This is a genomic window from Microbacterium alkaliflavum (assembly GCF_044325405.1).
GTDB classification, from domain to species: Bacteria; Actinomycetota; Actinomycetes; order Actinomycetales; family Microbacteriaceae; genus Microbacterium; species Microbacterium alkaliflavum.
The window spans coordinates 133,799-156,507 of the sequence record NZ_JBIQWL010000008.1 but is presented as its reverse complement, the minus strand read 5'-3'; the positions used below and the strand labels follow the sequence as shown (position 1 = coordinate 156,507).

Annotated in this window: 19 protein-coding genes; 6 read left to right on the top strand and 13 right to left on the bottom strand. The window is 70.7% G+C overall.

Features of this window, described 5'->3' with window-relative positions; genetic code table 11:
- The first annotated feature begins 58 nt into the window (after positions 1-58).
- Positions 59-2,395, top strand: a complete 2,337-nt coding sequence (locus tag ACH3VR_RS18260; protein ID WP_397557742.1) for a glycoside hydrolase family 5 protein — start codon at positions 59-61, stop codon at positions 2,393-2,395.
- On the opposite strand, the gene ACH3VR_RS18255 is transcribed toward ACH3VR_RS18260, so the two are convergent.
- The 3 genes from ACH3VR_RS18255 to ACH3VR_RS18245 are packed head-to-tail and all read right to left on the bottom strand — an operon-like array spanning position 2,374 to position 5,447.
- Positions 2,374-3,303 carry an SCO family protein gene (locus ACH3VR_RS18255; RefSeq protein WP_397557741.1) on the bottom strand — a complete coding sequence of 310 codons (930 nt, stop codon included), beginning with the start codon at positions 3,301-3,303 and terminating at the stop codon, positions 2,374-2,376. The genes ACH3VR_RS18260 and ACH3VR_RS18255 overlap by 22 nt on opposite strands.
- A 4-nt stretch (positions 3,304-3,307) precedes the next feature.
- Positions 3,308-4,213 carry a HEAT repeat domain-containing protein gene (locus tag ACH3VR_RS18250; RefSeq protein ID WP_397557740.1) on the bottom strand — a complete coding sequence of 302 codons (906 nt, stop codon included), beginning with the start codon at positions 4,211-4,213 and terminating at the stop codon, positions 3,308-3,310.
- Positions 4,214-4,220: 7 nt separating this feature from the next.
- Entirely contained in the window at positions 4,221-5,447 is a 1,227-nt protein-coding gene (locus ACH3VR_RS18245; RefSeq protein WP_397557739.1) for a tyrosinase family protein, read from the bottom strand.
- Between the two features lie 230 nt (positions 5,448-5,677).
- On the opposite strand from ACH3VR_RS18245, the gene ACH3VR_RS18240 reads away from it, so the two are divergent.
- The 4 genes from ACH3VR_RS18240 to ACH3VR_RS18225 all read left to right on the top strand — a co-directional run bounded on the left by ACH3VR_RS18240 (position 5,678) and on the right by ACH3VR_RS18225 (position 10,119).
- Positions 5,678-7,966, top strand: coding sequence for a PEP/pyruvate-binding domain-containing protein (locus tag ACH3VR_RS18240; RefSeq protein WP_397557738.1), 2,289 nt, complete (start codon positions 5,678-5,680; stop codon positions 7,964-7,966).
- Between the two features lie 110 nt (positions 7,967-8,076).
- The gene (locus ACH3VR_RS18235; RefSeq protein ID WP_397557758.1) at positions 8,077-9,219 is read left to right on the top strand and encodes an acyl-CoA dehydrogenase family protein; all 1,143 of its coding nucleotides are present in this window, start codon (positions 8,077-8,079) and stop codon (positions 9,217-9,219) included.
- 106 nt (positions 9,220-9,325) lie between these two features.
- Positions 9,326-9,805 (top strand): SRPBCC domain-containing protein, encoded by a 480-nt coding sequence (locus ACH3VR_RS18230; protein ID WP_397557737.1) that lies wholly within the window; start codon positions 9,326-9,328, stop codon positions 9,803-9,805.
- Positions 9,802-10,119, top strand: a complete 318-nt coding sequence (locus ACH3VR_RS18225; RefSeq protein WP_397557736.1) for an ArsR/SmtB family transcription factor — start codon at positions 9,802-9,804, stop codon at positions 10,117-10,119. The genes ACH3VR_RS18230 and ACH3VR_RS18225 overlap by 4 nt, the downstream gene beginning before the upstream one ends.
- A 125-nt stretch (positions 10,120-10,244) precedes the next feature.
- Here the strand turns inward: ACH3VR_RS18225 and ACH3VR_RS18220 are convergent, their stop codons facing one another.
- The 10 genes from ACH3VR_RS18220 to ACH3VR_RS18175 all read right to left on the bottom strand — a co-directional run bounded on the left by ACH3VR_RS18220 (position 10,245) and on the right by ACH3VR_RS18175 (position 21,525).
- Positions 10,245-11,036: an alpha/beta fold hydrolase gene (locus tag ACH3VR_RS18220; RefSeq protein ID WP_397557735.1), complete on the bottom strand. Its 792-nt coding sequence runs from the start codon at positions 11,034-11,036 to the stop codon at positions 10,245-10,247.
- A gap of 49 nt (positions 11,037-11,085) precedes the next feature.
- Positions 11,086-12,783, bottom strand: coding sequence for a carbohydrate-binding domain-containing protein (locus tag ACH3VR_RS18215; RefSeq protein WP_397557734.1), 1,698 nt, complete (start codon positions 12,781-12,783; stop codon positions 11,086-11,088).
- A complete protein-coding gene (locus tag ACH3VR_RS18210) occupies positions 12,768-13,571 on the bottom strand; it encodes a polyphosphate polymerase domain-containing protein (RefSeq protein ID WP_397557733.1) in 804 nt (267 codons plus the stop codon). The genes ACH3VR_RS18215 and ACH3VR_RS18210 overlap by 16 nt, the downstream gene beginning before the upstream one ends.
- The gene (locus ACH3VR_RS18205; protein ID WP_397557732.1) at positions 13,568-14,146 is read right to left on the bottom strand and encodes a DUF4956 domain-containing protein; all 579 of its coding nucleotides are present in this window, start codon (positions 14,144-14,146) and stop codon (positions 13,568-13,570) included. The genes ACH3VR_RS18210 and ACH3VR_RS18205 overlap by 4 nt, the downstream gene beginning before the upstream one ends.
- The gene (locus ACH3VR_RS18200) at positions 14,143-15,282 is read right to left on the bottom strand and encodes a GtrA family protein (protein ID WP_397557731.1); all 1,140 of its coding nucleotides are present in this window, start codon (positions 15,280-15,282) and stop codon (positions 14,143-14,145) included. Before ACH3VR_RS18200 ends, ACH3VR_RS18205 begins: the two co-directional genes overlap by 4 nt.
- Before the next feature lie 4 nt (positions 15,283-15,286).
- Positions 15,287-16,237, bottom strand: coding sequence for a phosphodiester glycosidase family protein (locus ACH3VR_RS18195; protein WP_397557730.1), 951 nt, complete (start codon positions 16,235-16,237; stop codon positions 15,287-15,289).
- Between the two features lie 208 nt (positions 16,238-16,445).
- Entirely contained in the window at positions 16,446-18,179 is a 1,734-nt protein-coding gene (locus ACH3VR_RS18190) for a glycoside hydrolase family 35 protein (protein WP_397557729.1), read from the bottom strand.
- Positions 18,180-18,246: 67 nt separating this feature from the next.
- Entirely contained in the window at positions 18,247-19,596 is a 1,350-nt protein-coding gene (locus ACH3VR_RS18185) for an ABC transporter substrate-binding protein (RefSeq protein WP_397557728.1), read from the bottom strand.
- A 76-nt stretch (positions 19,597-19,672) separates the two neighbouring features.
- Positions 19,673-20,605, bottom strand: coding sequence for a carbohydrate ABC transporter permease (locus tag ACH3VR_RS18180; protein WP_397557727.1), 933 nt, complete (start codon positions 20,603-20,605; stop codon positions 19,673-19,675).
- Complete coding sequence (locus ACH3VR_RS18175; protein ID WP_397557726.1) at positions 20,605-21,525, bottom strand: carbohydrate ABC transporter permease; 921 nt, start codon at positions 21,523-21,525, stop codon at positions 20,605-20,607. Before ACH3VR_RS18175 ends, ACH3VR_RS18180 begins: the two co-directional genes overlap by 1 nt.
- A 96-nt stretch (positions 21,526-21,621) precedes the next feature.
- Here ACH3VR_RS18175 and ACH3VR_RS18170 point away from each other — a divergent pair, with 96 nt between their 5' ends.
- Entirely contained in the window at positions 21,622-22,659 is a 1,038-nt protein-coding gene (locus ACH3VR_RS18170) for a LacI family DNA-binding transcriptional regulator (RefSeq protein WP_397557725.1), read from the top strand.
- Positions 22,660-22,709 lie beyond the last annotated feature (50 nt).

Here is a 22,709-nt window from a genome sequence, read left to right as displayed (position 1 = left end):
GACTTGCGCGTCGCGATCGCGGATGCTGTGCGGGCCTGCTTGTCACGATGGAGTGTCAATGAACCCCGCCATCCGGCGTCCCCTCGTCGCGCTCTGCGCCATGCTCGTCCTGGTCATCGTCCAGGCGATCCTCGATCCGACGGGGCTGCTCGCGCTCGTCGGCTGGTCGGGAGCCCTCCCCGCCTTCGACCGCGGGCTGTGGCCCGTCGCGCCGTACGTTGTGTTCGTCCCCGTCCTGCTTGGCATCACGTGGTGGACGGCGGCGCGCGCGGGCGACCGCTACTGGACCCTCGTACCGGGCCTCGTGCTCGCCGTGCTCCTTGCGCAGGCCGCGACGGTGCTCGCGATGACGGGCGACCTCGCACTCTCCGCGTGGGCGGCCGGCTACGTCACGGCGAAGGCCATCCCTGCGGCGCTCATCGTCGCAGGGTTCGCCCGCCGGCTCGGCGGACCGACCGATCGGCAGCGCCGCGACCCGGGCTCGGTCTGGGCGCCGGCTCTCCTCCTCGCCGCCGTCGCCCCGCTGCTGGCCGGCCTGTGGGGCACGGCTCCCGTGTACGCGGCCGCCGTGCCCGTCGCGCGGCCGGATCGGGGCCTGCTCTCGACGCTCGTCGCGATGGCGCTGATCGCCGTCGCGACTGCGCTCTCTCTCCGCTGGATGCGCTCGCGCGTGCCGGGTGTGCTGGGCGGCTGGCTCGCCGCGATCGTGGCGGGGGCGATGGTCGGGGTCGTCCAGGCGCTCGTCGCGACGATCGCCGATGGACTGCAAGGCGACCTCTGGCCGCTCATGAGCGCCTACGTCACGGTCGCCGACGGGCTGTCGTTCGGCGTGTGCGTGGGCTGGATCGCCGGCGTCGGAGCGCTCGTCGCCGATCGCCTGCGCGAGGGCCGCGCGGCGCGCGTGCCGTTCTACGCCGCTGCAGGGGTCGCGGTCGTCGCCCTCCTGGTGTCGGTCGTCGCGCCGTATGCCGGTGAGGCGGCCGCGGAGGAGCAGGCTGCCGCGGCATCCATCCCCTCGGGATTCCTGCGCGCGAACGGCGGGATCATCTCCGACGGAGACGGCAACCAGGTGCTGCTGCGCGGCGTCAACGTGAACCAGCTCGTCGACTTCTACGCGCCGCGCGCCGACGTGCCCACGACCTGGCCGCTGACGGAGGACGACTTCACCGGCATGGCCGCCGAAGGGTTCGACGTCGTACGGCTCGGGCTGTCGTGGTCGGCGCTCGAGCCCTCGCGCGGCACACTCGACCAGGACTACCTCGACCGCATCACGCAGGCGGTCGGCTGGGCGAAGGCGCACGGCCTGTACGTCGTGCTCGACATGCATCAGGACTCGTGGTTCAACGGCGCGACGCCCGACGGCACGTTCTGCCGCCCTGGCACGGACTCGATGTGGGGCTACGACGGCGCACCGGCGTGGGCGACGATCACCGACGGCGCGCCGCGCTGCCAGTTCCAGGGGCGTGACATCTCGCCCGCCGGCGACCGCGCGTTCCAGAACTTCTACTTCGACACCGACGGCGTGCAGACGGCGCTCGTCGAGACGTGGGGGCGCCTCGCCGAGCTGTTCCGCGACGATCCGACGGTCGCCGGCTACGACCTCCTGAACGAGCCGGGCTTCGGCGAGACGGCCCCCGTCACGACGTCGCTGCTGCTCGGCCGCTTCTACGACCGCGCGATCGGCGCGATCCGCGCCACCGGCGCGCCGCAGATCGTGTTCGTCGAGCCCAGCATCCTGTGGTCGGGGCTCGGCTTCGACAGCGGTCCGCAGCCCGGGTTCACGCACGATGCGAACTGGGCCTTCTCGCCGCATCTGTACGCGGAGTCGATCACGATGGACCGCTCGCTCGGCATCGCGCCGATCGTCTCGATGGAGCGCCAGTTCGCGCTCGCCCAGCGCGTCGCCGACGCCTACGGCGTTCCGCTGTGGTCGGGCGAGTACGGCTATTGGGGCGACGCGGCCGATCGCGTGGCCCGCCTCGATCGCTACGCGACGCTCGAAGACCAGTACGTGCTCGGCAGCGCCTACTGGGTGTGGAAGCAGGCGTGCGGCGACCCACAGGGTGGCATCGGCGACGTGGGCGACGCCCTCGTCCCGCAGGACTGCGCGAGCGGCGAAGGCCTCCCGAAGCGCGACGACCTGCTGAAGATCCTGGGGCGCGCGTACCCGCAGTCGGCCCCCGGCGCCGTGTACGACCTGTCGGCGAGCGACACCGGCTTCTCGATGAAGGGCACGGTCGGCGAGAAGGGATGCGGCCTGCGGGTGTGGTTCCCGGGCCCGGCCGAGCCCTCGCTCGAGGTGACCGGGATCACCGACCTGAAGACCACCCTCGTCACGGGCGGCTGGTTCGCGACCGGCTGCGCCGAGGGCGACTACTCGCTGGCCACGAAGTAGCGATCGAGCGTCGCAACGTCGGCGATGGCGTCGGGATCGAGGCCCTGCACGACGACGCCCTCGCCCGCGCGTCGAACGAGGAAGAGCTCGCGGGCGTGCTCATTGACGGTCGACGGGCCGTAGCCGACGCGCAGGCCGAACAGCTCGCGCACGGCGGGCCAGGCATCCACCGTCCTCACCAGGCGGGCGCGCTCGCCGAAGGCGAATCCGCGGTCGGCGCCGTAGCGGCGCAGGCGCGCGGGGGAGTCGAAGGCCGGGTCGTACGACATCGCGACGACGGCCCGATCGCCGCCGGCGAGGGCCGCGAGCCGCGTGATGGTGAGCGAGCAGCGCGCGGGGTTCATGCACCGCGTGTAGAAGAAAGCGAGCACCGTCTCGCCCTCGATCAGGTCGGCGAGGGTCGAGGCCCGGCCGTCCTGGTCTTCGACCGCGATCGCGCGCAGGGCCGCGGCATCCACCTCGAAGGACGGAGTCGGGATGCCGATGCTCGGCGCTTCTCGCGCAGCGTGGAGTTCGTCGATCGTCGCGAGCAGCTCGCCGCGCGCCGTGCGCATCCACGACGGCGCCACGACCCCGGGCTGCCAGCGGACGAAGACGTCGCTCGTCGCGATGCGGTCGGCGGCACCCTGCAGCAGCTCGGCCCAGTCGCCGCCGCGGTCGCCGCGCACGGCGCGCGCCGCGCCGGCCAGCACGACGGGGCTCTGGCTCGTGCGCAGCTCCTCCGCCACCACGGGGGCGACATCGGCGGGCATGCCCCGCGCCTCGAACGACGCGAGCAGGTGCGCGCGGACCCGCTCGGCGTCGGCCGCAGACAGGCCCTGCGCGTGTGCGGCGTCCTGGCGGAGGTCGGCAGCCGTCACCGGGCGCGCGAGGAGGTCGGCGATCAGCGCGTCGACGGGCTGCGGCATCCGGTCACTTCTCGGGCTCGTCAGGACGCGCCTGCGCGAAGCGGTCGATCGACGTCTTGAGCGACCGCGACGTCGTGGCGTCCTTCACCCTGTCGAGGCCGGCTCGGAAGTCGGGGTCGTCGACGGCCGCCGCGGCCTCGGGCGTGAACGCGACCGCCGACAGTGCCGTCGTGCGGAGGTGGTCGTCCTCGTCGTCGTCGAGCACGAGGCCGCGCGCGACGTCGGCGAACCGGGTCGGCGACTGCGCCTTGAGGCTCATGGCGGCGAGTTCCCGCACGGCCGTCCGCTCCGACTTGTCGGACGAGATCGAGGCCAGCAGCTCGACCGACTCCGGGTCGGCGGCGAGGGCGCGGAGGGCCTCTTCGCGCACGCGGCCCGTGCTGGACTGCGCGAGCTCGCGGAACAGCGGCGCCGCGTCGCCGTGCTCGTCGCGCGCGAGGAACCGCGCCGCCGTCGCAGCAGGCAGGAGAGGCTTGCGCGTGCCCTCGAGCCCTTCGCGCAGCAGCTGCTGGCCGACCTCGTCGTTCTCGAGCGTCAGGCGGTCGAGCGCCATGTGCCGCACGTCCTTGTCGGGCGAGAGGGCGAGTTCGCGCAGCCGCTCGATGTACTCGGCATGGAACGGTGCGAAGCGCACGGGCTGGAACGTCGCGGCGCCGAGCCGCTCGAGCGCGGTCAGCTGCAGGTCGGGCGTCGACGTCTGATCGGCGAGGATGTCGAGCAGCATCCGCATCGCCGACTCGAACGTCTCGGCGTCGACCAGCAGCGCCTCGAGGTCGTCCTGCGACAGCTCGGGCGAGCGGGCTCCGATCACCTGTTTGGGCGTGCGCGCCTTCGGCCGCGCCTTGCGGATCTCGGTCACCTCCGAGACGTACGCCTTGCGGAGGGCTTCGATGTCGGTCTCGTCGCTCATGGATGCCTCACACCGTCTGGAACGGCACGTCGTCGTAGGCGAACCCGAGCTGCGCGGGCCCGATCGCGCCGAGGTAGTCGATCGTGTCGCGGATGCGCGGGCTCTTGCCCGGGGCATCCGTCAGGGGCGACGCGGTCAGCCCGCCGCCGGGAGCCGTCGTCGGGCGCGGAGCTGCCAGCGGGCCGCCCCACGGCCACAGCTTGTCGGCCAGGCGGTGGCCCGGAAGCGTCGACGCGGGGTCGAACGAGCGCGCGGCCTGCGGGTCGTGGCGCTTGAACGCCCACTGCCATTTCGCCCACAGTCGGTCGACGTTGCAGTGCAGCAGGAAGAAGAGGGGGTCCTGCGGGGCCGTGGCGGGATCGGTGATGACGCCGCGGATGTGCGCCATGTGCGCGCGGCCGTGCGGGTTGCCCTGCATGATCTCGAAGCCGGCGAACTGCGCCGAGGGCGAGCCGCCGAGCGAGAGCGTCTGCTGCTCGGTGCGAACGAGGGGCACGGTCTGCGGCCCCACGCCCGGCCCGCGCTCGACGCCGGGCAGGTTGCCCGCGACCCATGCGCGCAGCGGATTGCCCATCGTGAACTGCACCCGGTCCTGCGGTCCGGGGATGCCCATGAACGAGCGGTTGAAGACGTTCGGCGCCGCGCGGTCGAAGCGCCAGTACGGCAGGGCGACCTCGCCGTCGATCTTCTGCAGCTCGCGCTCGAGGTCGAGGAGGTAGACGCGGTGCCACGGCAGGAAGCCCGAGCCGCCGTGCGCCTCCCGGTCGGGCGGGCCGCCGACGTGCATGTCGCGGAAGTCCATGAACCGCCCGCTCGCCGCGCCGTTGAGCATCGCGAAGGCCCGCAGGAACCTGTCGCGCTCGGCCGTCGAGAGAGCGTCGGCGTTCTTGCGCACGCGCACCATCGTCGGATGGCTGGTCTGCAGCGCGTTGGTCGCCTTGTCGCGCACCTCGATCACGACGTCGCCGAACCGCACGCTCGCTGCGGGGAACGCACCGCCCACCCACACGCTCACGGCCGTGCCGTTCGCGGGCAGGTTCAGATCGATGGATGCCGCACCCGCGTGCGTCAGCTGGTCGGCGAACAGCAGCTTTCCGCCGCCCGCGGAGCTTCGTCCCGACACCGTCACTGCCACCGGCCCACCGGCCTGCGCCGGCTTTACGGCGACCTTCACTTCGACGGGCCGCCACGTGACGTACGCACGCTGGCGGTCGTCGTAGCGCGGGAATGTCACGCTGATGCCCACAGCACCCCCCGATGCCCGATCTCCCTCGACCCCCGTGCCTCAGGGTAGCGCCGGGCGCCCGCCGGGTCGAGGGTTCCGACGCGCTTCGGGTGGCGCAACGCACGGCATCCCGCGACGCGTGACCGCGTGTCGCGCCACCTGAACAGGCACAGGGGTTGACCCGGGGTGGCCGGGACCGCTTGCATCGACGCGGGGGGGCTCGCGAGAGGACTGGGTGGATGACGGGATTCCTGGCGCGCCCGCGCGCCGGCGCGGAGCAGGCAGAGGCAGACGCACAACGGACAGAGCTCACAGCGGTCGAGCCGCAGAGCCGCGCACGCGGGCTGCTCGGCACGGTCGAAGAGGACCCGACGATCCTCGCGCGCCCGGTGCCGCATCCTGCCCCTCTGGTGCCACATCCGCGCGAGGTGAGCGCGCTCCCGCTCGCGATCGAGGAGCTCGACACCGCCGACGATTTCGCCGCGATCTCGACCGTCGCGGGCGACCTCGTCGCGAACGGCCGCGTCGCGAAGTTCCTCATCGACCGGCGCGACGCCGCGGCGCCCGTCGTGCGGTTCGTCAACGGCAACTACACGCAGAACGGCCGCACACCCGACGCCGCGAAGTACCACTACTACTTCGCGCAGGTCGCCTACGGCATCCCCGAGTCGCTCGACGAGTTCAACAGCGTGACCTACTTCACGCAGGACAAGCGCTACATCGCCGGCACGCTGCGCACGTATCAGCTGAGCGACAGCCCCGACCCCGTGTACGGGCTGCAGTTCTACCCGCAGGACCTCATCCGCGAAGAGCTCGTCGTCGAGGCGATCACGCTGCTCATGGCGAAGATCCCCATCGCGGGGGCCAGATTCGCGTTCGTGCCGACGGGGTCGCAGCAGACGACGGCGACGGTCGCCGACCGGCTCGCCGACCTCGGGGCGCCCGTGCTGCCGATCGATCGCATCCTCGACGGCATCCGCTACATCCCTCTCAACACGGGTGAGGCGTGGGGCTACTTGCGGATCTTCCCGCCCGACAACGACGACCTCTCGCCCTCCGACATCCCCGTGTTCGACGAGCTGCCCCTCGACCTCTCCGTCGTCGCGGGGGTGCTGACGCACGCCGTGCAGGACACCAACTCGCACGTCAACCTCAAGTCGAAGGAGCGCAAGACCCCTAACGCGGTGCTCCGCGACGCTGCGCGCGACAATCCGCGGCTCGCACCCTTCGCCGACCAGCCTGTGCACTTCGTCGTCGGCAAGGACGACTTCACGTTGGAGGCGACGACCGACGAGATCGTCAGAGCCAAGCTCGCTGAGAAGCTGAGCGCGCCCCTCACGACCCTCACGTGGCAGCCCGAGACAGCGCTGCGCTCGTTCACCGAGCTCGCGTCGGGCACACCGCAGGCGGCGAAGGCGGCGGCGCAGCGGTACGGGTCGAAGGCCGCGAACCTCGGGTTCCTCGCGCATCGCACGGTGCTCGGGAGGGTGATGGATGCCACGAGCCCGAGCGGCACGCGCGGCTACGACCTCGTGCCGCAGGGGTTCGCCGTGCCGCTGCAGGCGTATCAGGACTTCATCGACCATCCGCCGAACTCCGACGTGAAGGCGCTCATCGATGCCTTCGTCAAGGACGAGCAGGCGGGGATGCTGGCCCCGAAGCAGCGGGTGCGGCGCGTCGAGGAGATCCAGGACGGCATCATGGCGGCATCCTTCCCTCCCGGAGCGCTCGAGGCGGTGCGCGCAAAGCTCGAGGAGGTGCTGCCGGGCGTCAAGAAGGTCAAGGTGCGGTCGAGCGCCAACGCCGAGGACGTCAAGGGGTTCGACGGGGCGGGCCTCTACGACAGCTACGCCGCCGACACGACGAAGCGCGACCGGCCGATCGGCCCGTGCATGGTCGAGGAGGAGGACGGCGGAGACGGCGAGGTCAAGCGCAAGATCAAGCCGAAGTCGGTCGGCTGCGCCATCAAGGGCGTCTATGCGAGCCTGTGGAACAAGCGCGCCGTCGAGGAGCGATCGTTCGCGCGCATCGACCAGACCTCGATCGCGATGGGTCTCGCGATCCTGCCCGTCTACGACGCGGAGTCGGAGGTCGCCGCCAACGCCGTCATCGTGACGCGCGTCCTCAACACCGACGACGTCTACGGCTACTCCCTGTCGGTGCAGGTGGGCAACAACCTCGTCACCAACCCCGATCCGGGCACGTACTCCGAGGTGACGGTGGCAGGCTTCTACGGCGACGACGAGCCGATGAGTCTGTCGATCACGCGATTCGCCAAGCCTCGGCCCGATGCGCCGCAGCGCACCGAGCCGGTGTTGCCGACCGAGCGCATGCTCGAGCTCGTCGACCTCGCCAAGCGTGTCGAGCGCGCCTACTGCCGCGCGACGCCGGGGTACTTCGACGGGGGCTGCGCGAACGTCGCGGGCGCCAACGGCGAGGAGAAGGAGAACTCGCTCGACCTCGAGGTGAAGATCCTCGAGAACGGGCACCTCGTCATGAAGCAGGTGCGCGAGTTCGGCGGCCGCTGACTCGCGCACGACTGCGGAGGCTCGGGCACACTCGGGGGAGGGCATCCGACAGAGGAGTCACCGTGACCGTCACCCCGTCCCTGCACGACCTGCGCGCCGCCGCCGACCTTCTGAACCTCGAGGACGAGTTCTCCGACGCCGAGCGCGAGGTCCGCGACACCGTCCGCGAATTCGTCGACCGCCGCATCCGCCCTCGCATCGCCCGCTGGTTCGAGGACGCCGTCTTCCCCGCCGAGCTCGTCCCCGAGCTCGCGCAGCTCGGGCTGCTCGGCATGCACCTCGTCGGCTACGGCTGCGCCGGCCGCTCGGCCGTCGAGTACGGGCTCGCGATGCAGGAGCTCGAGGCCGGCGACTCCGGCATCCGCACCTTCGTCTCGGTGCAGGGCTCGCTCGCGATGTCGGCCATCCACAAGCACGGGTCGGAGGAGCAGAAGCAGGCTTGGCTGCCGCGCATGGCACGCGGAGAGGCGATCGGATGCTTCGCCCTCACCGAGCCGACCGCCGGCTCCGACCCGTCGAGCATGGCGACGACCGCCCGGCTCGAGCGTGGCGAGTGGGTGCTGAACGGCGCCAAGCGGTGGATCGGGCTCGCGTCGATCGCCGAGGTCGCGGTCGTGTGGGCCAAGACCGAGGAGGGGATCCGCGGATTCCTCGTGCCGACGGCGACGCCGGGGTTCACCGCGACGCCCATCGAGCCGAAGCTCTCGATGCGCGCGTCGGTGCAATGCGACATCGTGCTCGCCGACGTCCGCGTGCCGGAGAACGCCGTCCTGCCGGGCGCCGTCGGGCTGCGGGGACCGTTCTCCTGCCTCAACGAGGCGCGCTACGGCATCGCGTGGGGCGCCGTCGGCGCGGCGCGCGACAGCTTCGAGCAGGCGTTGGGCTACGCGCTGGAGCGCACGCAGTTCGGCACTCCGCTCGCCGGGTATCAACTGACACAGCTCAAGCTCGTCAGCTGGGCGCTCGCCATCCAGAAGGCGCAGCTGCTCGCCCTGCGCGTGGGGCGCCTCAAGGACGCCGGTCGGCTCGAGCCGCACATGATCTCGGCGGCCAAGCTCGACAACACCCGCATCGCGATCGACATCGCCCGCGACGCGCGCTCGCTGCTCGGCGGCAACGGCATCACGCTCGACTTCTCGCCCCTCCGTCACGCCCTCAACCTCGAGTCGGTGCGCACCTACGAGGGGACCGACGAAGTGCACACGCTCATCCTCGGACAGCGACTCACCGGCATCCCCGCCTTCCGCGCCTAGGCTCTTGCAACCGTAGGGTTGCGTTGTGAACGATGATGTGCAACTCTGAGGTTGCTCACAAGTGCAACGTCAGAGTTGCATGATCCCTAGGAGAGGAACCATCATCATGAGCATGACGACCAACCCCGGCTCGATCGTCGACGAGGGCCGATTCACCGTGCGGCGCACCATCCGCATCGAAGCCCCCGTCGAGAAGGTGTGGTCGGCCGTGACCGAGCCCGCGCACATCTCGCAGTGGTTCGGCATCGCCGAGTTCGCCGGCGCCGGCGTCGGCGCGATGGGTTCGCTCACCTTCGACGGTTACGGCGTCGTGCCGGTGCGCGTCGAGGGCTTCGACCCGTTCCGGTCGGTGACCTACCGGTGGGGCAACGACGACGCCCTCGGCTCCCCGGCCGCCGAGCTCGACGCCGCGCACTCGACGGTCTTCACCTTTACGCTCGAACCCGTCGAGGGCGGCACGCAGCTCACCGTCGTCGAGAGCGGCTTCGAGAGCACGTCCGACCCGGTCGCGAACCTCGAGTCGCACCGGCAGGGCTGGAACGACGAGCTCGACAAGCTCGTCACGCTGCTCGAGAGCGGCTCATGACGGCAGAGACGCTGGTATCCGTGTTCGCCGCCCTGGGCGACGAGACCCGGTGGAGCATCCTGGCGGCGCTCGGCGAGGGGGATGCCTCGGCATCCGCTCTCGCCGGGCGCCTGCCCGTCACGCGCCAGGCGATCGCGAAGCACCTCGCCGTGCTCGAGCAGGTCGGGCTCGTCGAGCCCGTGCGCGTCGGACGCGAAGTGCGCTTCCGGGTCGTCGGCGCCGAGCTGAGCGCGACGGCGCACCGCCTCGATGCCATCGGCGCCGAGTGGGACCGCCGCCTGGCCGCCATCAAGCGGATCGCCGAGGGGCTCTAGCGGCTCGCCCCGCGGCATCCGGTGTGCTCAGCTGCGGAGATCGCGGACGACACGCCGGTTCCGGATGCCGCGGCGCGGCGTGTCGCGCAGGATCTCCGCCGTTGTGCACGGCCTCCGGTCGCGCGTCACGCCGCGAGGAACTCGATCGCCACCCGGCGGAAGTCGCGCGAGCCGGGCGCGTTGAAGTGGTGGCGCCCCGGGATCTCGAAGAAGGTCCCGTTCGGCGTCGCCTCGGCGAGCAGGCGCGAGCGCTCGATGATCGCGTCCTCCGTGCCCGTCGCGAACAGGATGGGCTGCTGCGGCGGATTGGCCGTGTCGGGGTCGCTGTCGCCCAGGCGCATGCCCTCGCCGAGCGCGATGAGGGCACGCAGGTCGTTGGTCTCGACGCGCTCCGCGAGCGTGATGTAGTTCATCGTCACGCGGTCGGTGACGGGCGTGCCCTCCTCCGCGTAGCCTCGCGCCTGGTCGAGCTGCATGCGCGCGAGCGGACGTCCGTCGGGAATGCCGCCCAGCACGGCCCGCGTCACGCGGTCGCCGGCGTCGAGCGCGAACTGCCACCCGACCCGCGCGCCGAGCGAATACCCGGCGTAGATCGCGGTGTCGATGAGGTAGGTGTCCAGCACCATCTGCAGATCGCCGACGAGCGCGGGCATCGAGTACTGCCGGGGGTCGTGCGGCTTGTCGCTCGCGCCGTGTCCGCGCTGATCGACGCCGAGCACCCGGAACCCGGCGCGCAGCAGATCGCGCACCCATCCCGTGCTCACCCAGTTGTCCTTGCAGCTCGACGCGAAGCCGTGGACGCACAGGACGGTGGGGGCATCCGGGTCGCCCCAGCTGTAGGTGGCGATGCGGTCGCCGTCTGCCGTCATGATGAACGTCGGCGGCGGGACCTCGGTGACAAGGGAGGGGATCTCCATGCCACCATCCTCCCGCGCCGTCGGGCGCGGGAGGACGGTGTGACAGGGGTCAGCGGCGTCCAGGACCGCCGCCCATGCCACCGGCGAGGGCCGTGCCCTCCGTCGCGGTCGCCGCGCTCGAACCGTTGACAACGAACGAGTACGTGGCGCCGTCGACGATGTCGGGCGACGTGCACACGACGGTCGCGTAGTCCTTCTCAGCGGTGAACGAGGCGACGACGGTGCCTGCGGCATCCGTGATCTCGATGTCGTCTCCCGCCGACCCGCTGACCGTCGCCGCGACCCACTGCTGCGCCGACGACGAGTCGGGCGTCTCGGCCATGCCGGCGCTGCCGAGCGCCACCACGCTGCCGCCCGTGACCGTGATGCCGCCGTTCGAGTCGAGCGCGCCGTTGCCCTGGCCGGTCGGCCCGTAGACGACGGTGTCGCCGCCCGAGATCGTCATGGAGCCGTTCGAGTCGAGTCCGTCGCCCTGCGCGGAGACTGTGAGGGTGCCGCCCGAGATGACGAGCGTCTCGCCGCCGTCGGCCATGCTGCCTCCTCCCATACCGCCACCGCCGGAGCTGCTCGACCCGGCGCTCGCGTTGAGGCCGTCGTCGTCGGAGGTCACCGAGACCGTTCCGCCCGACAGCGCGATGTCCTTGCCCTCGAGGCCTTCGTTCGACTTCGCGACCGTCACGTCGCCCGCGCGGATCTCGAGCGTCGCCTCGGCGTGGATGCCGTCGTCGCCCGAGCCGAGCTCGACCGTGCCGCCGCCGATGCCGACCGAGCCGTCGGAGTGGATCGCGTCGTCGGCCGCGTCGATCGTCACGTCGCCGCCGTCGATCGCGACGACGACTCCCGCGACGATGCCCTTCGCGCCGTCGGCGCCGGTCGTCGTCACGTCGACACTTCCGCCCGTCACGACCACGTCGGTCGCGGCGGCGAGGCCGTCGTCGGCGCTCGTCGCGGTGACCGTGCCGCCCGAGATCGAGATGTAGCCGCGGGTGGCGTCCTGGTCGTCGTCGCTCTTGAGAGCGTCGCCGCCCGCCGTGACCTTCAGCGTGCCGCCCTCGACGACGAGCGCGTCCTTGCCGCGCAGGCCGTCGTCGGCGGCGTCGACGGTGATCGAGCCGGACAGGATCGCGAGGTCGTCGGTGCTCGCGATGCCGTCGTTGCCGTTGCCCTGCACGTCGAGCGAGCCCGTCCCCGAGATCGTGAGATCGGTGTCGGCATAGATCGCGGCGTTCGCCGAGGCGTCGTCGGCGTAGGACGAGGCATCCGACACGCTGTTGCTCGTGCCGTCGGCGAGCGAGATCGCGACGTCGTCGGCGGTGGACACCTCGATCGCGGGGCCGGACGAGTTGGAGATCGACGCGTCGTCGAGGATCAGCACGACCTGCGCGTCGTCGGGCGCCGCGATGACGACCGAGCCGTCGAGCGAGCCGCTCAGGCGGTAGACGCCCGCGGCCGTGATCGTGACGGTCGAGCCGTCGATCTCAACGCCCGACGCGGCCGACGGTGACGACAGGTCCACGTCCACGGCGTCGGAGGCCGACCACTCGTCGTCGCGCACGACCGTCGCGTCGTCGTTCGCTGAGAGGACGGCGTCGGCGGCGAGGTCGGAGTCGATCGTGACGGTGGCCTGCGTTGTCGTCGTGTCGGAGCCGGACGCCGGTGAGGTCGCCTGGGTCTGGGTCGCGCAGCCGGCCAGCACGAGTCCGGCGATCGCGAGGGGGATGACGGGCAGGATCAGGCGGGGGCGCATGGCGGCTCCTCTGTTCGGGTGGTTCGGTCTGAGGGGGCGAAAGGTCCGCGCAGCAGGCGGGCCCAGCGGTTGTGCGGCAGCTCGGCGTGCAGCGCCGCGAGTCCCGTCGCGTACTTGCTGACGGTCGAGGGGCGGTGTCCGGCTCGCCACAGGAGGCGGTCGATTCGGGATGCCGCACCCGGCGACTTCGTCTCGACGATCGCGATGTCGGTCAGGGCGAAGCCGGAGCCGTCGGGCTGATCCCACCGCAGGTCGGTGTCGATCGTCGCCCGGCCCGCGCCGTCGGCGGCGAGGAGCGTCGCACGCCGATAGCGGGTCGTGAGCGTCGCGGCGAGCTCGTCGGCGCGCGATCCCTCGACGCCGATGGCGTCGAACGCCGTCGCCGCGTTGTCGCGGGCGTCGTCGGTGAGGATGCGGCGCAGGTGCAGGTCGTACTCCGACCGCTCCTTGACGGTCGTGCCGCGCGCGCCTCGGGTCTTGAGCTCGAGGTAGGCCGAGCCCACGTCGAGGTACGTGCGGGTGCGCAGCTTGAACCGTCGCCGCCGCGGCTGGGCCGCCATCCGGAAGCTCAGCAGGTCGGGCGTGTCGAAGTACACCGACTCGTAGGCGAAGTCGCGGGCGCCGTCGATCTCGAGCACGCGGGTGCCGGCGTCGAGCTCCTCGAGCAGCCGTGCGGCGCTGCCGCAGGGCACGACGTACTTGCGGTCGACGCGGGTCAGGAGCGCGGCATCCATCACCAGCTCGTCGAGCGAGACGGCGCCGAAGCCGTTCAGGGGGAGGGCGCTCATCGCACACCCGCCGAGACGCGCCGCGAGGCGCCCAGCCGGTACCGCACGTCGACGAGCGTCGTGTCGTTGACGAGGTCGAGCTCCTGCATCGTGAACGAGGCGATCTGGCCGCCGAGGCGCTCGGCGAGCTCGTCGCGCAGTTCTCCCTCGTCGGCGATCGCACGGTCGAGGCGCACCACCTGGTGGCGGCTGCGAGCGAGCACGGCGGGGTGGTCGGCGGCCCACAGCACGACGAGGAGCAGCACGATGAGCCCCCCGACGGGCCACGGATCGGTCGTCGGCAGCCCCGCCATGAGCCCCATCGCGAGAGCCGCGAAGTAGTACGCGACCTCGCGCTGCGAGATCTCCGATGAGCGCAGCCGGATGATCGACAGCACTCCGAAGATGCCGAGCCCGAGGCCCAGGGCGACCTCGGCCGTGCCGAGCACGGTCGCGACCGCGAGCACGCCGACGTTGACGCCGAGGAAGGCGACGACGAGGTCGCGGCGGTGGTGCCGGCGGTAGTAGAGCCCGAGGCTCAGCACGAGGGCGGCGGCGAGGTCGATCCCGATGAGGATCAGGGTCTGGGGGGTCATTGGTGTCTCCCGGTCGTGGATGTCTCGGCTTCTACTCGACCGCCCCGCTCTATGCGGTTCCTTTGACCCGTCTTTGCCGCGGTTACGGCTTCGGGCGGGAACACGAAGCTCTTCTGAACTCCATAGCTCGTGACGAACAGCACGATCTCGGTCGCGATCTTGGCGAGCAGGAGCGGGATGCCGAACTCGGTCAGCGCCGTCATCCAGACGACGTTCGACGCGAGCAGCGCGATCGCGAGCACCGCGTATCTGAGGATCTGCCGGCGGAGTCCAGGGCCTCGCGCGTGGCGGAACACGACGCGGCGGTTCACGGCGAAGTTGACGCTCGCGCTCACGACCCGCGCCGCGACGATCGAGGGCACGAGCCATCCCGTGAGGGTGGTGAACACGAGCAGGGCGACGGTGTCGACGAGGAAGGCGAGCACCGACGACCCCGCGAAGAGCACGAGCGGCAGGGCGACGCGCAGCGAGTCGACGATCGGGCGGAAATGGCTCGAGGCGTTGCCGTCGAGGTAGACGGTCTGGATCGGCACCTCGCGCGCGCTCCAGCCGGCGCGGCGGCTCGCGAGGAGCACGTTCTGCTCGTATTCGAAGCGGTCACCGTGCTGCTCGAGGAGCCACGGGAGCATGGCGGAGGGGATGCCGCGCAGTCCCGTCTGGGTGTCGGACAGGTGCCACCCTGTCGCGAGGCGGAAGACTCCGCGCGCGAGGGCGTTGCCGACGCGGCTGCGGAGGGGAACGCGGCCGGCGAAGGCGCGGCATCCCAGCACCATCGTGGGCGCCGGTCCCTGAGCCTGTCGAAGGGCGGCGGCGTCTTCGCGGATCGCATCGGCCACCCGGACGATGTCGGCGACCGTGTGCTGCCCGTCGCCGTCGGCGGTCACGACGTCGTCGCCCTCGTGCTCCGTCATCACATGGCGGAAGCCGGTCTTGAGGGCGGCGCCCTTGCCGAGGTTGACGTCGTGGGTCAGCACCGTCGCGCCGAGCGCGTGCGCCTGCGCGAAGAAGGCGCGGTGGTCCGGTCCGCTGCCGTCGTCGACGATGACCACCTCGACGTCGGGGTCGGCCGCGAGCAGCTCGCCGACCAGACGCGGCAGCGCGGGGCCGGGCTCGTACGCGGGGATGAGGACGATCACGGCGTCACCCTGCGACGTAGAGGATGTCGCTCGTGCCGCGCTCGCCGCCGTTGGACGGCTGGTTGACGACCTCGCCGTCGAAGTACATCGTCGACGAGCCGCCGCCGTCGAGGTTGTACGCGGTCGTCGCGCCGAGGTCGATCATGATCTGGGCCGCCTCGGTCATCGTGACGCCGCGGCTGTAGCCGGGGTCGCGCCCGTCGACGACGACGAACACGAGGTGGTTCTCGTCGATGACGCCGACGAGCGTGCGGGGCTGCTCGCCCTGGATCGAGTGGTTGCCGACGTTCGTGTCGACCTCGACGTCTTCGATGCCGTCGACGATCTGCCCGTTCTCTACGATCGCGGGGCCGAAGCTGAGGGTGTTCCAGACTCCCGCGGCGAGGAGGTCGGCACCCGTCGTGGTCGTCTCGTCGTACACCCTCACGGTGCCGTCGGTGTAGAAGGCGAGCCCCTCGCGGGCGCCTTCGTCGCGGTAGAGCACGCCGTTGCGGATCTCGATGCCCGTGTCGCGGAAGCCGTAATAGTCGCCGTTGATGGCGAAGACGGCGCCGTTGTCCCCGGCGATCGCGCTCGTGGTCTCGGTGATGTTCTGGCCGAACTGGTCCTTCGCGAACGCCGAGCGCAGGTCGGTCGCGTCGCCAAGAAGGACGTCGGCGACGTAGTAGGTCACAGTGTCGTCGCCCGAGCCCGTCGTGACTGTCGAGACCGTCACGCTCGTCGAGCCGTTCGTGTAGGTCGACCCCGAGACGGAACCGGATGCCTCGGTCGCCGTGGGGGTCGTGGTCGAGTTCTCGGCCTCGTACTCCGACACGTCGGCGATCTCGACGTGCTCCACGAGGAACCGCTCGGCGGCCCACACAGCGCCGCCGCCGCCCGCGAGCACGACAACGAGACCTGCGGCGATCAGGCTGTTGCGAACGGGGTGGCGGCGGCGCGTGCGGTGCTTGTCCATGCTTCATGGGTACGCACCCGACTTAGGCGGGTCGTCGCCGCGGTCTATGGGTCGTCTATGCCTCTCGCACGCCACAGCATCGGAGATCACCACGACGTCGGGACCCTCAGGCGGCGAAGCCCCCCAGAACCGGCGATCTCCGACACCGTGGTGTGGAAACGACGATGCCGCGCCCCGGCGGGGACGCGGCATCCATCGTGTGCGAGCTCTACTCCTCGAGCGGGCCCAGCTCCGGCGCAGCGACGAAGCGGGCGACGGCAGGGTCGGCGCCGTCGAGCTCGATGACGACGACCTCGTTGACTCCCGCGCGGGTCACGGGCGCAGGCACATAGAGGGTGCGCTGCGGGCCGTTGCTCCAGTAGCGGCCGAGGAGAAGGCCGTTCACGAATGCGAAGCCCTTGCCGAAGCCGGCCGTGTCGAGGAAGAGGTCGGCCTGGGCGTCGAGGGTGAACGACCCGCGCGCGACGCGCGGGCCCCACGCGAGCGGCGACCCCGACGCAGCGAGCTCGGCGAGGTCGATCGGCGTCGCGCTCCAGCCCTCGATCGGCACTCCGCCGAGGCGCGGCACCGCGAGCAGGCCCTTCTCCTCGCCGAGGCGGTGCTCGTAGTTGACGCGTCCCTGCTCCTCCACGAGGAGAGCGAGGTGGGAGCCTGCGGGCACGAGCAGCGTGCGCTCGCCGCGGGTGCGCGAGAGCGTGCCGACGGGGCGGCCATCGACGGCGACCCACGCCTGGTCGCGCAGCTCGTCCACCTCGAGCACGGTCGGCTCGCCGTCGCGCGATGCGCCCCCGGGCAGGTCGGCTTCGTAGAGCACGAGAGCGCCGAGATGATCGAGCGCTTCGAACGACGGGGGAGCGGGGTGCCGCGTCCCGGCGCGCTTCACGCCGTCGCCGACGATGGCGGTGAGCGCCACCGCGAACGCGGGCGCCGCGGCGGCGGGCGCGGGGGTCTCGGCGGGCACCTCGGCGTAGCGGGCGATGACCTCGCGGAACGCCTCGTACTTCGCCGTCGGGTTGCCGGCCTCGTCGAGCGGCGCGTCGTAGTCGTACGACGTCGTGATGGGCAGGTAGCGGCCCTTGTCGTTGGCGCCGTTGGTCAGTCCGTAGTTGGTGCCGCCGTGGAACATGTAGATGTTCACCGACGCCCCGGCGGCCAGCAGCGTGTCGAGCTCCGTCGCGGCCTCTTCGACGGAGGTCGTGTGGTGGAGGCCCCCCCACCAGTCGAACCAGCCGTCCCAGAACTCCGAGCACATGAGCGGGCCGGTGGGCTGGTGTTCGCGCAGCGTCTCGAGGCGCTCGGTCGCGCGCGACCCGAACGAGCCCGTGAGGTGCAGCTCGGGCAGGCTGCCGTCGCGCAGCATCTCGGGCTGCGGCTGGTCGACCGTCGTGAGCGGCACCGTGATGCCGGCATCCCGCGTGACCCGCACGAGCTCCGCGAGGTAGTCCTTGTCGGAGCCGTACGCTCCGTATTCGTTCTCGATCTGCACGAGCACGACGTTGCCGCCGCGGTCGATCTGCCGGGGAACGACGATCTCGTAGACGCGCTCGAGGTAGCGCGTGACCTCGGTGAGGTACTGCGGCTCCGACCGGCGCAGGCCGATGCCCGGCATCCCGGTGAGCCATACGGGCAGGCCGCCGTTGTGCCATTCGGCGCAGATGTAGGGGCCGGGGCGCACGATGGCGTGCATGCCCTCGGCGGCGACGAGATCGAGGAAGCGGCCGAGGTCGTTCCAGCCCGTGGCATCCCATTCGCCGCGCCGCGGCTCGTGCGCGTTCCACGCGACGTACGTCTCGATCGTGTTGAGCCCCATGAGCCGGGCCTTGCGGATGCGGTCGGCCCACTGGTCGGGATGCACGCGGAAGTAGTGCAGCGCGCCGGCGATGACGCGGTGCGGCTCTCCGCCGAGCAGGAAGTCGGTCTCGCCGATGGTGAAGTCAGGCACAGGGGCTCTCTCTGAAGCACGAGGGGCGGCCGGCTCGGCCGACCGCCCCTGCGCGTCTGTCGTTCTCTTACTTGTTGACCGTGAAGCCCTGCGAGTTCCCGTACTCGACGAGGGCGTCCTGCCATGCGGTCAGGCCCTCGTTGAGGTCGGAGTGGTTCTCGTAGGACTGGCCGACGGTGTCACCGAAGATGCTGTTCGCATAGACCTGGTAGGGCAGGTACTGCCAGCCCTTCACGACCGAGGTAGCGGCATCCGCCAGCACCTCGTTGATCTTCTGGCCGCCGAAGTAGTCCGGTGCGGCGCTGAGGAACTCGTCCGACGTGAGCTGCTTCGTGGTCGAGGGGAAGCCGCCTGACTCGAGGAAGATCGAGATGCTGTCGTCGCTGTTGTTCAGCCACCACAGGAAGCCGGCCGCGAGAGCCGCGTTCTTGCTCTGCTTCGTGACGGCCTGGCCGCCGCCGCCGTTCTCGGCCGACGCGGGCGTCCCGTCGTAGGTCGGCATGGGCGCGACGCGCCAGTTGCCCGAGCCGGCGGGGGCGCCGGATTCGAGGTTGCCGGGCATCCAGGCGCCCGTCGCGAGCGTCGCGATGGTGCCGTTGCCGAGAGCCGTGAACCACTCGTCGCTCCACGCCGAGATCGGCGCGACGAGCTGGCCCTCGACGAGGGTGTTCCACGTGTCGGCCCACTTCTTGGAGCCCGCGTCCTGCAGGTCGATCGTCACGTCCGTGCCGTCGGTCTGGAACGGCTGGCCGCCGGCCTGCCAGATCATGCTCGTCGTGAAGCCCGCGTCGCCCATGTCGGCCGTGATGTACTTCGTCGGGTCGGCCTCGTGCAGCGTCTTGGCCGCGGCGACGTACTCGTCCCACGTCGTCGGGACGGCGATGCCGTACTGGTCGAAGACGGCCTTGTTGTAGAAGAGGGCCATGGGGCCCGAGTCCTGCGGCAGGCCGAAGATCTTGTCGCCCGAGGTGACCGAGCCCCACGTCGACGGGGTGTAGTCGCCCTCGAAGTCGCCGAAGCCGTAGCCCGAGAGGTCGGCCAGCGAGTCGGTGAGCGTGAACTGGGGGAAGGCGTAGTACTCGATCTGCACGACGTCGGGGGCGCCCGAGCCGGCCTTGATGGCGTTCTGCAGCTTCGTGTACTCGTCGTTGCCGGTGCCGGCGTTGACGACGTTGACCTTGACGTTCGGGTACGCCTTCTCGAAGGCGGCGGCCTGGTCCTCGGCCTGCGGCGTCCACGACCAGTACGTGAGCTCGCCGCCCTCCTTGAGAGCCGACTCGACGGCCGAGAAGCCCTCCTTGGGGGCGTCCGAGGAGCCCGAGTCGCCCGAGCCGGCGCAGCCGGCGAGGGTGAGTCCGGCGACGGCGCCCATCGCCGCGATGGCGGCGATACGGCGTGCGTGTGACCTGTGCGTCATTGCTGTGTCCCTTTCAGGTGAACAGGACCGCGGGTGCGGCCCCACCGGGTTGTTCTTCGTCAACTGCAGGCCCCGGCTACTGCTTGACGCTTCCCGCGCTCAGCCCCGACTGCCAGAACCGCTGCAGCAGGAGGAACGCGACGATGATGGGGATGATCGTGAGGAGCGAGCCCATGATCACGAGGTTGTAGATCGGCTGCGATCCGGCGCCGATCGACTGCGCCGCCCACTGGTTGAGGCCGACCGTGAGGGGGTACCACGACGGGTCGCTCAGCATGATGAGGGGCAGGAAGTAGTTGTTCCACGTCGCGACGACGGCGAACAGCAGCACCGTCACGATGCCGGGCACGAGGAGCCGGATCGAGATCGTGAAGAACGTGCGGAACTCACCGGCTCCGTCCATGCGCGCCGCCTCCAGCAGCTCGGTGGGCACGGCATCCACCGTGTACACCCAGATGAGGTAGAGGCCGAAGGGCGTCACGAGCGACGGGATGATGACGGCCCACGGGGTGTTCGTGAGGCCGAGCTGGCTGAACAGCAGGAACGTGGGGACGGCCAAGGCCGTGCCGGGCACCGCGATCGCGCCGAGCACGATCGCGAAGACCGCGCGACGTCCGGGGAAGCGGTACTTCGCGAGGCCGTAGCCGGCGAGCGTCGCGAGGAGCGTCGCACCGCCCGCGCCGATCACGACGTACAGCAGCGTGTTGCCGAACCAGCGAAGGAAGATCCCGTCGTGGTAGGTCAGGGTCGCCACGAGGTTGTCCCAGAGGGCGAAGTCGGAGCCGAACCACAGGCCGAAGCTCGAGAACAGGCCGCCCTGCGTCTTGGTCGCGTTGATGACGAGCCACGCGAGCGGGATCAGCGTGTACAGCGCGTACAGCACCATGACGGCGAGCAGGATCTTCGAGCTGCGCGGGCGCAGCGGGTTCGTGTGCACGAGTGCAGGCTTGCGGCCGGGCTTCTTCGCGGCATCCCGATTCGTCTTGCGGGAGTCGATCGTGGCGGTCATCAGCGCACCTCCGCTCGGGAGCCGCGCAACTGCACGACGTAGGCGATGACGGCCGTGATGACGCCCATGATGATGGCGACGGTGGCCGCGTAGTTGAACTGCTGGCCCGAGAACGACAGGTAGTAGGCGTACATGTTCGGCGTGTAGTACGTCGTGATGACGTTCGGCGCGAGGGGCCGCAGGATGTTGGGCTCGTTGAAGAGCTGGAAGCTTCCGATGATCGAGAAGATCGTCGCGATGACGATGGCGCCGCGCAGCGACGGGATCTTGATCGAGAAGACGGTGCGCCAGGCGCCCGCGCCGTCGATCGAGGCCGCCTCGTACAGCTCCGTCGGGATCGTCTTGAGCGCCGAGTAGAAGATGAGCATGTTGTAGCCCACGAACTCCCAGGTGACGATGTTGCCGATCGCGACGAGCATCCACTGCTTCGCGAAGGGCGTCAGCAGCTCGAATCCGAAGAAGCCGTTGATGTTCGCCGTCAGGCCGAACTGGTCGCCGTAGATGTAGCCCCACATGAGCACCGCGACGACGGCGGGGACCGCGTACGGCAGGAAGAGCACGATGCGGAAGAAGGATGCTCCGCGAAGGCGTGCGCTGTCGATCGCGAGCGCCGCGCCCAGGGCGAGGGCGAGCATGATCGGCACCTGCACGACCAGGAAGATCAGCACGCGGCCGAACGCCTCCCAGAACTGCGGGTCGGTCAGCGCCGCGCCGTAGTTCGCGAGGCCGACGAAGGCCGTGCCGCCGATCAGCTGGTCGCGGAACAGGCTCAGGTAGAGCGCGTACGCGAGCGGCGCGAGGAACACGAGCGCGAACACGAGCATGAACGGGCCGACGAACCACCAGCCACGCCAATCCGTGCGGGGACGCCGCAGGCGGGCGGCACTCGCGAGTGCGGGGGGCGCGACGGTAGTCGTCATCGACGGGCCTCTTCTGGGATGGTTCCGAACGGGTGTTTACGCAAACATTCGCACGGATCACTCTACGATGTCAACGTAAACAATCTGGAGGTGACGATGGCTGCATCACCGGAGCGCACGGATGCGCCGGCGCCGCGACGCGAGCCCTCGATCCTCGACGTCGCTCGCGAGGCGGGCGTTTCAGCGCAGACGGTGTCGCGCGTCGCGACGGGCAAGGACGTCGTCAAGGCGGCCACCCGGGAGCGCGTCGTCGACGCGATGCGCCGGCTCGGCTACCGCCCCAACGGCGCCGCGCGCGCCCTCAAGGCGGGCCGCTATCGCAGCATCGGCGTGATCATGTTCTCGCTGGCGACGTACGGCAACATGCGCACCCTCGAGGCCATCGCCGGCGAAGCGACGGCGGCGGGCTACTCGATCACGCTCATCCCGCTGGATGCGGCGACGCAGGGCAGCGTCTCGGGTGCCTTCGCGCGGCTCGGCGAGGAGTCCGTCGACGGCATCGTGATCATCATCGAGGCGCACCGGCTCAACGAGTCCGAGATCGTGCTGCCCTCGGGGCTCCCCGTCGTCGTGCTCGACTCGAGCGCCGAATACGACCTCCCCGTCATCGACACCGACCAGGCGCAGGGCGCGCGGCTCGCGACCGAGCATCTGCTCGGGCTCGGCCACCGCACCGTGTGGCATGTCGCCGGCCCCGAGGAGTCGTTCTCGGCCCAGCGCCGCCGCGACTCGTGGGAGCGCACGCTGCGCGCGCACGGAGCCCCCGTCCCTGAGCCGATCATCGGCGACTGGACGGCCGAATCGGGTCGCGCGGCAGGCGCGCTCCTGGCGTCGATCCCCGAGGCCACCGCGGTCTTCGCCGCGAACGACCAGATGGCCCTCGGCGTCATGCACGCGCTGCACGAGGCGGGCCGGGCCATCCCCGGCGACGTGAGCGTCGTCGGCTTCGACGACATGCCCGAGGCCGCGAGCTTCTGGCCCGCGCTCACGACGGTCCGCCAGCACTTCCACGAGGTGGGGGTCGCTGCGCTGCAGGCGCTCGTCGCCTCGATCGAGAACGCCCACGTCGACGACACCGCCCTCGTGCCGACCGAGCTCGTCGTGCGCGCGAGCTCCGCCCCGCCGCGCGCCTGACCGCCGTCGGCGCCGGGGTCGAGGCATCCCGTCCCTCCTGGTTCGGGTGA

Bases quoted from the DNA above. Each gene is read 5' to 3' on its own strand.
- ACH3VR_RS18260 (WP_397557742.1), top strand. From the start codon at position 59: ATGAACCCCGCCATCCGGCGTCCCCTCGTCGCGCTCTGCGCCATGCTC.
- ACH3VR_RS18255 (WP_397557741.1), bottom strand. From the start codon at position 3,303: ATGCCGCAGCCCGTCGACGCGCTGATCGCCGACCTCCTCGCGCGCCCG.
- ACH3VR_RS18250 (WP_397557740.1), bottom strand. From the start codon at position 4,213: ATGAGCGACGAGACCGACATCGAAGCCCTCCGCAAGGCGTACGTCTCG.
- ACH3VR_RS18240 (WP_397557738.1), top strand. From the start codon at position 5,678: ATGACGGGATTCCTGGCGCGCCCGCGCGCCGGCGCGGAGCAGGCAGAG.
- ACH3VR_RS18230 (WP_397557737.1), top strand. From the start codon at position 9,326: ATGAGCATGACGACCAACCCCGGCTCGATCGTCGACGAGGGCCGATTC.
- ACH3VR_RS18225 (WP_397557736.1), top strand. From the start codon at position 9,802: ATGACGGCAGAGACGCTGGTATCCGTGTTCGCCGCCCTGGGCGACGAG.
- ACH3VR_RS18220 (WP_397557735.1), bottom strand. From the start codon at position 11,036: ATGGAGATCCCCTCCCTTGTCACCGAGGTCCCGCCGCCGACGTTCATC.
- ACH3VR_RS18215 (WP_397557734.1), bottom strand. From the start codon at position 12,783: ATGCGCCCCCGCCTGATCCTGCCCGTCATCCCCCTCGCGATCGCCGGA.
- ACH3VR_RS18210 (WP_397557733.1), bottom strand. From the start codon at position 13,571: ATGAGCGCCCTCCCCCTGAACGGCTTCGGCGCCGTCTCGCTCGACGAG.
- ACH3VR_RS18205 (WP_397557732.1), bottom strand. From the start codon at position 14,146: ATGACCCCCCAGACCCTGATCCTCATCGGGATCGACCTCGCCGCCGCC.
- ACH3VR_RS18195 (WP_397557730.1), bottom strand. From the start codon at position 16,237: ATGGACAAGCACCGCACGCGCCGCCGCCACCCCGTTCGCAACAGCCTG.
- ACH3VR_RS18185 (WP_397557728.1), bottom strand. From the start codon at position 19,596: ATGACGCACAGGTCACACGCACGCCGTATCGCCGCCATCGCGGCGATG.
- ACH3VR_RS18180 (WP_397557727.1), bottom strand. From the start codon at position 20,605: ATGACCGCCACGATCGACTCCCGCAAGACGAATCGGGATGCCGCGAAG.
- ACH3VR_RS18175 (WP_397557726.1), bottom strand. From the start codon at position 21,525: ATGACGACTACCGTCGCGCCCCCCGCACTCGCGAGTGCCGCCCGCCTG.
- ACH3VR_RS18170 (WP_397557725.1), top strand. From the start codon at position 21,622: ATGGCTGCATCACCGGAGCGCACGGATGCGCCGGCGCCGCGACGCGAG.